The 11171-nt window shown below is 58.3% G+C and carries 6 protein-coding genes, 4 tRNA genes and 1 pseudogene; 10 read left to right on the forward strand and 1 reads right to left on the reverse strand.

Annotated features, from left to right (window positions below; genetic code table 11):
• Positions 1-179: 179 nt before the first annotated feature.
• A complete protein-coding gene (locus HNQ05_RS07105) occupies positions 180-3602 on the reverse strand; it encodes a P-loop NTPase fold protein (RefSeq protein WP_183677693.1) in 3423 nt (1140 codons plus the stop codon).
• 525 nt (positions 3603-4127) lie between these two features.
• Here HNQ05_RS07105 and HNQ05_RS12410 point away from each other — a divergent pair.
• From HNQ05_RS12410 to HNQ05_RS07155, 10 genes and pseudogenes are all read left to right on the forward strand, one after another.
• Positions 4128-4358 (forward strand): annotated as a pseudogene (locus HNQ05_RS12410) (hypothetical protein); the annotation flags it as partial.
• Positions 4359-4584: 226 nt separating this feature from the next.
• Entirely contained in the window at positions 4585-5226 is a 642-nt protein-coding gene (locus tag HNQ05_RS07115) for a DUF4388 domain-containing protein (protein WP_183677695.1), read from the forward strand.
• A gap of 115 nt (positions 5227-5341) precedes the next feature.
• Positions 5342-5953, forward strand: a complete 612-nt coding sequence (locus HNQ05_RS07120; RefSeq protein ID WP_147148719.1) for a hypothetical protein — start codon at positions 5342-5344, stop codon at positions 5951-5953.
• Positions 5950-6270 (forward strand): hypothetical protein, encoded by a 321-nt coding sequence (locus HNQ05_RS07125; protein WP_147148720.1) that lies wholly within the window; start codon positions 5950-5952, stop codon positions 6268-6270. Before HNQ05_RS07120 ends, HNQ05_RS07125 begins: the two co-directional genes overlap by 4 nt.
• 394 nt (positions 6271-6664) lie before the next feature.
• The gene (locus tag HNQ05_RS07130; RefSeq protein ID WP_183677697.1) at positions 6665-7435 is read left to right on the forward strand and encodes a hypothetical protein; all 771 of its coding nucleotides are present in this window, start codon (positions 6665-6667) and stop codon (positions 7433-7435) included.
• Complete coding sequence (locus tag HNQ05_RS07135; RefSeq protein ID WP_183677699.1) at positions 7432-10281, forward strand: N-acetylmuramoyl-L-alanine amidase; 2850 nt, start codon at positions 7432-7434, stop codon at positions 10279-10281. The genes HNQ05_RS07130 and HNQ05_RS07135 overlap by 4 nt, the downstream gene beginning before the upstream one ends.
• 404 nt (positions 10282-10685) lie before the next feature.
• A tRNA-Thr gene (locus HNQ05_RS07140) sits at positions 10686-10761 on the forward strand.
• A 13-nt stretch (positions 10762-10774) separates the two neighbouring features.
• A tRNA-Tyr gene (locus HNQ05_RS07145) sits at positions 10775-10860 on the forward strand.
• 3 nt (positions 10861-10863) lie between these two features.
• A tRNA-Gly gene (locus HNQ05_RS07150) sits at positions 10864-10939 on the forward strand.
• 5 nt (positions 10940-10944) lie between these two features.
• Positions 10945-11020: transfer RNA gene (locus HNQ05_RS07155), tRNA-Thr, on the forward strand.
• The last annotated feature ends 151 nt before the right edge of the window (positions 11021-11171 follow it).

Below are 11171 nucleotides of genomic sequence, written 5' to 3' on the forward strand. Positions count from 1 at the left end.
GGGCTGGGTGTTCAAGCCCTATAAATGTAGACCAGCTGCAAACAATGGGAAAGCGTACAATAAAAAAACTAAAACTTAAACATTTTATTTTATTATTAAATAATATAAAATAAAATGATAATTTTAACTACTCAATTAATACCAAAAACCGAGGCGATTTCATCGGTTTTTTCAATCATCTATCGCTGTCCGAATCGGTTCCGCAGCTCAGTTAGGAGTTCTCGAAGCCCCTCGTCCGCCGACCCCTTGTCCTCCAACTCTTTGTGTGCTGCCTCAATTCGTTCGAGAGCCTCCTTTAGCACATCTTGATTCAAAGAGGGGACGCGATCGCGAAGCTTCAAAAACAGCTTAACAAGCCACTCTAGCTCATCTTTGGAAAGCCGCTGGAGCGCTTTCGGAAGCCAAGCCAGCAGCAGGTTATTGAGGTCCTCAGGTTTTACCTTTTCCACAGCGTAAAGGATCTCGTCTCCTGCAGCTTCAAGAAACTCCTCTGCCGACTTTTCCCGGTTCTCTATCAAAAGCTCAGAAATCCGACCAGCCAATCGTACCGCTAGGATACGCCGAGCGACATCATCGAGAAACTTCCAGTATTCTTTAACGATGCTCGGATCGTATTCGCCTTCTTCGTTGTGAAGCAAGCTTGCCGCCGCGTCTTCAATGGCGTCCGCAAGTTTATGATCTAGATGCGGCGGAAAACCGCGTTGATCTAGCGCGCGGAGGATGTGCATTGTAACAGATGTGTCACCCTGCCTTATAAAATCCAACCAGACGTCCTTAGTCTGTCCTTCAAAGCCTGAACGAAGCAAGTCTCCAAACCTTGCCAACTGAGGCTCTTCGGCTACTTGAAGTAGCCTTTCGTAAAGGGGCAAACGGTCGAGGTCGAAGCCTTCATTCAGCATCCGCTCAATTACTTGACGCTGGTACTTGCGGTACTTTTCCCCAAGAGCATCTTTCTCTAGGAGTTCACTGAGGGAGTCACCATGCTCTAACAGGAGATCCGGGTAAAAATCCTCTCCGGGGTATTCTTGTTCGACTATATCAAGAAGGTCGACCACAAGCTTCTTGGCGTCAGAGCTGCTCGCTGCAGCCTGAACTACGTTTTCGATCGAGAAAGTTTCGCTCCCCCGTTTAGCGAGCTCAATAAGAATCCTTGCCAACTCCTTGAGATCGACTTGTTCAGGACTTTGCAATAGTGAGCGGAACTTTTGCAGCCCCTGATTCGCTTGCCCCCCCTGTGACCGGAATTGGCCAGCAGGATTGAGGGCGATGAGGGGTAAAAGCAAAGTGGCCAAAGTCCGCTTGTCCTCGACTACCGATAGGTGGTGGAAAAGAAACCAGTTGGAAACCAACTTGTCGAGGACTCCTTTGGCTCTCGGTGCGATAGGTTCCAACTGGAGAAGGGCGTACATCATCGCTCGCAGCCGGCCATCGGGATATTGTTCGCTGGTAGCTAGCCTAATGTCGAGGTTGTTTATCAACCCCTGCCAGCTCAGTTCGCTGCTGGGTTCGCCATCGGACAGGGCCCGAACCGCCCGCGCCTCGATCATTCCGAACGTTCCCTGCCCAGCGCGCGTAGCGAGCTCGTTGAGCACTTTCGGCAAATCAGAGGGCGTTGGGAAGAAGGGCTTCTTAATCTCCTCGTCAAATCCCCAGGGGTCTATAGCACTAAGGGCGGGAATCCAATCGGCAGGTTCCTGGACTGGAAAATGGAAGCCGTCAGGCACGTCAAGGTTGAGCCTGTCCTTGAGCTGGTTCAGGAAGTCCGCGAGGTAGGTTGCTGTGTTCGCGATCTTTTTGGCTCCGCCGTCCTCATCGTTGCCGGAATGGACTTCCACCCCGTTCAGGATGGCTCGCACAAGGTCCTGTTTTTCGTCGTCGGTTGAAGCTGAGGCGATTAGAACCAGGAGTCCCTGTGCAACCTCGTTGTCCCAGACCGCCCACTCGCTCGCCTGAGCCGCCCTTGCGCGGAGCTGGCTCAAGAGGTGCTCGCGCTCTGCGTCAGGCAAAGCGCCCCGTATTTCGTGTATAGCTAGCGCCGATCTGGCAAGACGCTCAGGGGTCTTGTTCACCCACTCCCCGGCTTCCGCCAATGCCTCGCCGAGCAGGGTGGCCAGGGCCTTCGGTTCAAGAAGCTCTGCAACTTCCTTGAGGCCAACATCAGTTGCAGAGTCCAAGCCCTTCCGGATATCTTCAAGGAAGAGGACCTGGAGGGCCTTCTCTGGTGCTACGTTGAAATGCTGCGACAGCACATGAGCCTTCCAGTTCTCCGCTTCGGGGAAAATTTTCCTGACCTCTGGCTCTTTGTCGGTCAGCGCCTGACGTGGATTCTTGGCGAGTTCTTCCCTTAGGGCCACGTAGAGGGCTTGTAGGGGTAGGGGGATTTCATCCTGCCAGGTCCGGTGTTGGCTTCCAATCAGGTTTACGAACTGCTTGAGGCTCCGAGGGGTAGGCGGGCGATCCTGCTTTAGAACAAGGTCCCTATAAACCCGATAGATAGGGTAAAAATCTTCTTCGTCGTGCGAAGGGAAAGCCTTGCCAAGCATGTCGAAGAAAAAGGGCTTCCAGTCCGAAAGCACGGGCGGAGGAACGTAAAACCTCGCCTGAAAAAACTTGGAGACAAAAACCTCAGCCACATCTCGACCGGGATTTCCCTCGCTCGCTTCTTGGATGGCATCGTCCCCGCCGCCCAGCCAAAGGTGGGGCACGGCCGAAGGGTCGGCGGGAACTATGACCCATAGTCTATGGCTCCAGGGTTTGTCCCGAACCTCAAAGAAGGTGCGCATTGTCGCCCAGACGGATCGAGCCTGCTCATTGGGAAGGCGATCCAAGTTGTCGACGACGATGACAAGCCGCCGGTCCCCAGTTAAAGCCCGGTCTAGCATGTCTTTGAACCTTGCCTCGAACTCCACAGAGGTGGGCTCGGGGCTGCGCACAGTAGAAGTCCGAGTTGTGTGGATGTTTTGGCTGACTAGGCTCGGGAATTCCCACGTACGCTTACGTGGGCGACTCCTAAACCCAAAGTAGGTAGCAACAAGGACCGGAGAAAAGATGGCCACAAGGCTCAGGGCGGCAAACCATGTTGGAGCCAGGAACACAGGCTGGCTGCTGAGTAACGCCGCACCTAGAGGGACTCCTAAGGCGAGAGAGGCACCGATCCATTTGCCCTCATAGGTCACAACGGTATCCGTACGAGATTGGGACTCCTCCTTGCGGCCGGTCAGTTCGTCGATCTGGTTATTGATTTCTTCCAGAGCCTTGCCCTTGATCCAACCACTCGTCTCAAGAAAGGACTTGAGTCGCTCCAAGAACGATCGGCGGAGAGGGTCACCCTCGTGGGCCCATGCGTCAAAGACGAATACTTTGGTATCTGGGTTCTCTTCTACCTCTTTTTGGAACAGCCTAACTACAGTAGACTTGCCGCTGCCCCAGTTCCCGAAGAGGGCCACGGCCTTCCCTCCGGTCGTGCTAAGCACTAGGTCTGCTAGCGCCTGCGCGGTTCGCGCATGACCGCCGCCTAGAGTGTCTTCCTGGCTCGGGTTGTCCTCCAGAAGCTGGGTGGGGCAGCGTTCTTGCTTCGTAGTTACTTTCTTGTTCTTTTCCATTTTCATTACCCAGGTACCACGTTTTTCAAGTATACATCCCTTAACATATTGTTTAATATTATTCTTTATATATTATTAGAATATATATAGCTAGGAGTAGCTTGGGAACCAGCCAAATATCTCATAAAGACCTCCTGAGACTGTAATCCAGACAAGGAAGTGCACCTTTCCCCGGCGATCCGCGATATGGGCTACGACCTGAGTCTCGACATGCAGTTATCTGTTCATTCGAAACTCGGACAGTAGTCTTACTCGTGGGTTCTGACTCATCAAGGCTGCTGGTGTGGACGCTGTGCTCGCTGAAGCGGCCTTCCTGGACGATGGGCACCTTCTCCTTATTGGCGTCACCCGTCTGATGGTCGGAGGAAGCCTCTCTACATTCATGTGCTCGTGTAGGACCTTCCGTGATTCGATTACAACAGCGACGGGGCGCTGGAGCGCGCTCTAAAAGCATCCCATTTTGGTCACCTGCTCGAAGGCAAGCTGCTTGCGAACTGACTCGGACCCGGCGCGCGCCATCTCTCGGGTGGGGAGGTACGCCGGCTGAACCTGGCCCGCGCCCTCCTCAAGGGCGGGGACGTCTGGATCCTCGACGAGCCCACCGAGGGACTCGACGCCGAGACCGAGCGCGAGGTGCTCGCCACGTTCGGCCCCCACCTCGAGGGCAAGACCGCGATCTGGATCAGCCACCGTCCCCTGGGGCTCGGCCTGCGCACCCTTCGGCTGGTGGAGTGGAAACTCGCACCCGGGCGCTAGCGGTGCCGAAGTAACGGAGCTGGAAGGGCGTTCGACGCCGGGTTGGAACGACGATCCCTGCTCACCTCCAGCTTGGGCCCAACTCTTCTGGACTTACTTGTCCTGTGAGTCTAGGAAAGAAGCCCTTCGCTGCCGGGGTATGGACCGCATGATCCCAAACAAAGCAACTATAGCCATACACACGAACGGAAATCTTGTAAAATGCAGCTGCCCCGGAGGTAAGCGCTTGGCCGTCTTTGGCAACCTCGAACACATCGCGCTCGCCGACCTGCTGCCGCTGTTGGCGACGCAGGAGGGTGCGCTGGAAATCTTCAACGTTCCCGGGCAGCCCAACGCCACCTTGTATGTCCGCAAGGGCACCCTCTGCTGCATGCACGTGGCCGGCCGGCCGGTGGACGCCTTGCAGTTGCGCAGTGCCGTAGCCAAGCTGATGCAGGCGCGCAAGGGGGCGTTCGAGTTCCATCCGGGAGTCCGCCCCCGGGGTTCCTCCCTCGTCGTCGGGGTACCCATCCAGAGCCTGCTGGTGGCGGCCGCAGCCTTCCACGACGAGCTCAGCGAGGCCCGTCACGTTCTGGCCCACCCCGACACCCTCTTTCGCCTGGTTCGCATGGAGCCGGTGGAGGACCGGCGCATCGCCCAGTTCCTTGACCGCGCCCGTATGCTGCTCGTTACCGGCGCCTCGGCGCGCGAGATCGCCGAGCGCGTCGGGATAGCGCTGGACGACGTGCGGCTCTGCCTCCACAAGCTGCGTCAGCTCGGGATGGTCTTGCCGGTGCGCGCCCGCACCGAAGCCCTTCCCCCGGTGCGCAAGGGCTTGGCCCAGCGCCTGCTCGGGGCGTTGCGCAGGCGTTTTGGCCGTGGGGGCTGAGCGTGCAGATGCGCAACCAGCGCCTCCGCTTGCCCGGCGCTCTCAAGGTTCCCGCCCCTCGCCTCCGCCCCGCCCTACCTTCGTCCAAACCATCTCGCCACGAAAGGTGACTTGCATGAAACGAATCTTGCTTAAACTCACCCTTTCCCTTGCCCTCCTCCCCGCCGCCCTTGCCCTCCTCCCCATACCCGCCCTGGCGGAGGAGGTCAAGGTGCTTATGGACCTGCCCACCCCCGGCGCCGAGGAGGTGCGCTGGTTCCCCGGGGGGCGTTACCTGGTCGTGGCCGACTGGTTCGACGCCCAACGAGACCCGCCGGGAGCGGTCGACACCTTTGGCAACGATCTTCGTTTCGCCGTGGTGGACCTCGAAACCGGCAGCTGGCGGCCCGTGGTCCAGGTGGATTCGAAAGACGAGTTCGGCGACCGACCCTGGACCTGCCTTGGCTCGGACGACTGCACTGTGCTCGTAACGGTTTCGGGACGTTTCGTGAAGGTCGGACGGGACGACCAGGAGTGCTCCCCTGCTTGGGCGAGGAGCAGAGGACACAAAGTGAAAGAGATACTGTTTTTCGAAAACGTGTGGCCCCCGGCCTTGAAAGTGTCCCACTCGGGCGAATACGTGCTCGTTACCGGGCAGGGCTATCCGCCGGACCCCGACGGGCACCGTGGCTACGACTACTTTGACGTACAGATCGTGCGCACCGGTAACGACGTTTCCGACGGATGAACGCAATTCGCGGCGAATCCGGTTTCCCCGCGGTGTGGAGCCTGCCCGACGACCGCGCCATTCTCGGCGGCGGTTGGGCCTACGACCAGGCGGGCCTTCCCGACTGGCTGGCCCTCGTCACCGCCGCCCGCCGCGAACCCGACGACAGCTCAACGTGGCGTTTGTTGGTCGTCGAGGTGGTGCGCCAGCCGTCCGCCCACCCCACGACGACCGCGGTGGTGCAACGCCCCACCCCCTGGCGCTCCGGCCCCATCGACTTCTCCCAGGCGCAAAAGGTAGTCGCGTACTATTGCTACAACAACGAAGAAGCGCCATAGTAAGAGCAGTCAAACCTGAGCACTCTCTAACGCGGTCTCTTTCAAACACAGGTCGCCACCAGCTCCCGCCCCTTTGTTGCGACCTGAGCGCCTACCCCCAAGAAAAGCGCTGAGGCTTTCGTAAGACTCGGTAGCTAAGCTTAGATGGTTTTTGCATAACACTTGCGGCTGATATTCGCATCGCGACCCGACACCCGGCCCGCGCGTCGCAAGCGACAATCAACGGGAGATCACATGAGATATCCGAGCCGTGCCTTTCCCCGTGCGGAGCACGAGAATATAACCAATCCCGCAACAGTTGTATTAAGCAAAACGAACTACTATAATATATCTAATCTACTTTAGCTTCCACCTTTCCTTCGTCTGAACCATCTCACCACGAAAGGTGACTTGCATGAAACGTAACCTGCTCAAACTCACCCTCACCCTTTCCCTCTTCCTCTCCCTCCTAGCCCCCGCCCTGGCCGAGGAAGTGAAGGTGCTCCTGGACGTCCCCGCACCCTACGCCGAGAACGTCTTCTGGTTCCCCGGCGGCCGTTACCTACTGCTCGTCGCCCGGGATGGGGAGTACGGCAACTACCGCCGCTTCGTGGTCTACGACGTGGAGAAGAAGCGCTGGCGCCCGGTGACCGTCGAGGCCGGGCACCGCGAGGGGCTGGGGGAAGGCCCCTACGTATGCGTTGACGCCGAGTGCCCCTTTTTGGTCTCGGTCGCCGGCCGCTACCTAAAGGCTTCGGTCGAGGAGCCGGAGTGTCGCCTGGACGCAAAGATCTACGCAGAGAAGCAGATTGGGTGGAACGGCTGGGGCATTGCCGCCACGCCCATCGAGCACCACGTGGCCGCCTCCGGCCGATACGTGCTCTACCGCGTGCGCTCGTTTCCCGAGGACCCCGACAGCACCGGCGTGGCCGCCGACGTGGCCATACTCCGGGTGTCCAACGATGAAGATGTCTGGTTTGATGTAATCAATAACTGGCTTTCCACCAACCCCCTCGAGACCTTTCCCGCGCTCTGGCGTTCGGCGCACGCCCGCCCGGTGACCACCGCGAGCTGGCTCCACCCTCTCCTGGGCCACCGCGATCGCCTGGTGCTGATCACCACCGACCGCGACGACGCCTGGAACAAGGCCACCCACCGCCTTGTGGTGCTGGAGGTGGTGCCGTGAGGCGGGCCCTGCTGCTTTTAATTCTCCTTTTAGCGGCCGCCTGCAGCCCTGGAAAGCCCCCGCCGACCCAGCCGCCGCGGTGGGGGGAGGGTGACGTAAGCTTTGAGCGGGCCGCGCAAGCCAAGTCGTATTACTGCAACAGCTCCTCCCTCGCCGCGGCGCCGCTGGAGTGGTCCGACCCGAGCGCCCTGCCCGACGACCCTTCGCAGGTGCTCGTGATCCTCGACCCCGGGCACGGCGGGCATTACAGTGGGCGCGGCACGTTTATGGTTTGTAGTGGTAACAAGAAGGTAGAGATTGACGAAGACTGGGTCAACCTCTCACTGGCCCTCCGCATGCAAAGCCTCCTCGACCGGGCCGGGTTCCTCGTAGACCTTTCTCGCTATGGCGACTACGGACCCTTCGATGACAAACACGGAAATAATATAAACGCCAACGGCTGCGTCACCGAAGCGCTGCTCGGCGTGCATGATAAGGATGTTTGCGAAGGCCCTGGGGTCGAGCTAAATCGGCGCGGGCGGAACGCCAAGTTCTACGTACCTACCATCGAAAAGCTATGCAATAAGCACTTCCCCACTGCGGCCGAAGCCCGGGCCTGCGTCGAGCGTGCGACCTATTTTGACCATAAGAGGAATAAACCTCAAAGCATCTCCCGTTACGGCCAGATCGTGCGCAAGTTCAGGGACGCGGGGCTGATCAACGTGCCCTTCAACCCCGACGGTGCCAACCTGGTCGGCTCGCCACGGGTGGCCCTGATTTCGCTCCACTTCAATGATGCCACCGATGCCGGGGCGATATTTGCGAGCGTGATTCGCGGGATAGGTGGTGGCGGCAGCTCGATCCTGGCCTCGAACCAAGCGATTAGTAAAGGTTCGAATCCCGCGGCCGCGGTAAGCCGGAATTTGGTTACCTCGACCCTGGAGTACATGCTCCGCTCGCTCAAAGACAGCCAGGCCTTGTCCGAAGCCGTGAACAAGCACGATCTTTACTACTGGGATGCGGGCATCGTCCGCAATGGGGCCCATGCGCAGGAATTCGACCTTCACGGACGCCCGGGGGCGGTTTTTATCGGAAATGAACACATGAAGGGAAAGTACCAGAAACCGCCCAAGTATGCCGGTCCTGTAACGGTGGCCTCGGGACTCAATCCAAGCTATGATGAAAACGATCAGATAAAGAGTATCGCGACAGACAGTACCGCGATCACCATTCCCAACACGACGCTCATCGAAGTCGGGAGCTACGTCGATTGCGAGAACGCTCGTGCCTTGCGCAGAAGCCTCGACCGCGCGAGTGTGCAGAAATGCTACAACAACCCCCCTCCGGGCACCGCGTGCCCGCCCCTCGACCCCACCGACCCCATCGACGTCGCCGCCGAGGACATCGCCCACGGGTTGGTGGAGTACTACGAGTCGTACGTTCCCGGGTTTAAGCAGAAGGCCTGCGATAACCTTAGGAACAGCGACTGGAAAGACCATATACCCGATTGGTGCACAAGCGGCGGTGGCGGCGGTGCGGACGTCCCGGATATTGACGATGTTCGTCCGGCCAGCATCGAGGTTGACATGTGGATGACCGACGGGGCAGCGAACCCGCCCGTAGAAGTGAGCTTTAGCAACGTCGGTGCGGCCGACCTGCTCGCCACGATCAGCACCGATTCCCCCGTCGCCAACATAGGACCACCTGACGTCTATCCGGCGAGCACCGCCGTCCCCTTGGGCGGCAGCCAGAGCGTTAGGGTGCCACCCGGCGAACGGGCCCGGGTCGAGGTGGGCTTCCAGTGCACCGAGGTGGGGGACCACACCGGTTCAATCGAAATACGCAGCAACGACCCTGACGAGCGAGAGGTTACCATCCCGATGTTGGTAAAGTGCATCGCTCCCGAAATCTCGGTTCCCGTATTACCAGTTCCGTACATTACGGCAATAAATTACATCGGGATGCCTAATCGGGACAGCTGGGTCCTGCCGGACACCTTTGATTTTTCTGAGGTGGGCGGAGTGGCTCCATTAGACTTCCAGCTAGAGACCCCTTCGTGGTTAGAGCTAAAGCCTGAACAAGGTCGGTTAGAGCCTGGAGAAAGCTATTCGTCCTATGCCGCCAGATACACATCCAAGGTGTATTGCGGTGAAGCTGGGGAGCAGGAAGGTGAAGTCGTCATTCGCTCAAGCGATCCGGTAAATCCAGTTGTGCAAGTACCGGTCAGATTGCTTTGCCCCGAATTGGAGGTAACATTTTCACCGGAAACTTACGACGGCTGGGAATGCCCTCCGTTATCGGGGTCTATCGAGGTACAGAACACCCCCCACTTGATAGAGCTGTACACGGATGTAACCAGTGACGCCGAGGGTTCAATCCTGGATGTTCAGTATCGGGAACCGCTGTTTATTTACTATCCACAGAATACACCGAAGTATCGACTCAAGCGCTGGCCTATTCTTCACGGAGACCAAGGCGAGGATAGCGAATGGTCATGGCCGCAATACCCGCATATCCCCTTTACTTCATGGATGAATTCTTGCGGCTATGCTGCTCTTGGCGATCCGGAGCATGTGGTCGAGGAATTTTACCTGCTGCACCCTCGCCGAAACGATTCGAACCAACAATTATTGCCCCCGTTCGTTGCCGGTTTGAAATCTCCGTCGGTGTTCTACACGCCTGTACCCTTTCCGGGAAAGATAATAAACATCACTTCCTACACGGCGGTTGGGACGTTCTCGATAGGCAACCATCCGAGGCAGAGTTACTCTCTACCACCAACGGGGGCCAATTTGGGCACGGTTCTCCTTCGGCATCCACGGGGAGAAGATAAAGTATTACGACGACAAAGGACGAGAAGTTGCTAGCTTCTACACTCCTGGTACGAGGCAGATTCTGTCCTGGGCGGATTTATGGGGTTGCCGCTTTTACCCCGACGTTACCGATGACAAAGAGCTGTATTGGTATCATGAAATCCCAACCGCGGGGGGGCCTTTCCATATCGTACGTAGATCGTGCTACCCTTCTCTCATGCTTTCAGACTACGCCTATTACGAACCTCCTTGGTATCGGGGGGAGACTCCTGTGGAAGAAGGGCCCGTAGATTGGAGCTACTAGCTTTTCAGGTGTTCGCCTGACCACAAGCAGCGTGTACCAGGATGCGTTGTTGCTGAGCGTTTTTCCCGCTCCCACGCGGCTTGACACCCCTTTGGGGGTGTGATAGCCTAGTCCCTCGGACGGGGTTCCATTCCCCGCCCAGAGCGCCCAGGGTGCCACCCTAGCTCAACTGGCAGAGCACCCGACTTGTAATCGGGCGGTTGGGGGTTCGACTCCCCTGGGTGGCTCCAGCAAAACGTCCGTGGGCAGGTACCCAAGTGGCCAAAGGGGACGGTCTGTAAAACCGTTGGCGTATGCCTTCGCTGGTTCGAATCCAGCCCTGCCCACCACCTGCGGGAGTAGCTCAGTTGGTAGAGCATCGGCTTCCCAAGCCGAGGGTCGCGGGTTCGAGTCCCGTCTCCCGCTCCAGGCGCGCTCGCGTAGCTCAGCAGGTAGAGCACACCCTTGGTAAGGGTGAGGTCGCCGGTTCAAGTCCGGCCGCGAGCTCCAAAGGAGGTTCGGACCGCGCCCGTTTGGGCCTCGGCGCAAACGGGCCGGTTCCGACTGCAAGGAGGAAACCATGGCCAAAGGTGTATTCGAACGAACCAAGCCCCACGTCAACGTGGGCACCATCGGTCACGTCGACCACGGCAAGACCACC

This window comes from Oceanithermus desulfurans, assembly GCF_014201675.1.
Classification (GTDB): Bacteria; Deinococcota; Deinococci; order Deinococcales; family Marinithermaceae; genus Oceanithermus; species Oceanithermus desulfurans.

Coding starts and splice junctions, on each gene's coding strand:
- HNQ05_RS07105 (WP_183677693.1), bottom strand. CDS start 3,602: ATGGAAAAGAACAAGAAAGTAACTACGAAGCAAGAACGCTGCCCCACC.
- HNQ05_RS07120 (WP_147148719.1), top strand. CDS start 5,342: ATGAAACGAATCTTGCTTAAACTCACCCTTTCCCTTGCCCTCCTCCCC.
- HNQ05_RS07125 (WP_147148720.1), top strand. CDS start 5,950: ATGAACGCAATTCGCGGCGAATCCGGTTTCCCCGCGGTGTGGAGCCTG.
- HNQ05_RS07130 (WP_183677697.1), top strand. CDS start 6,665: ATGAAACGTAACCTGCTCAAACTCACCCTCACCCTTTCCCTCTTCCTC.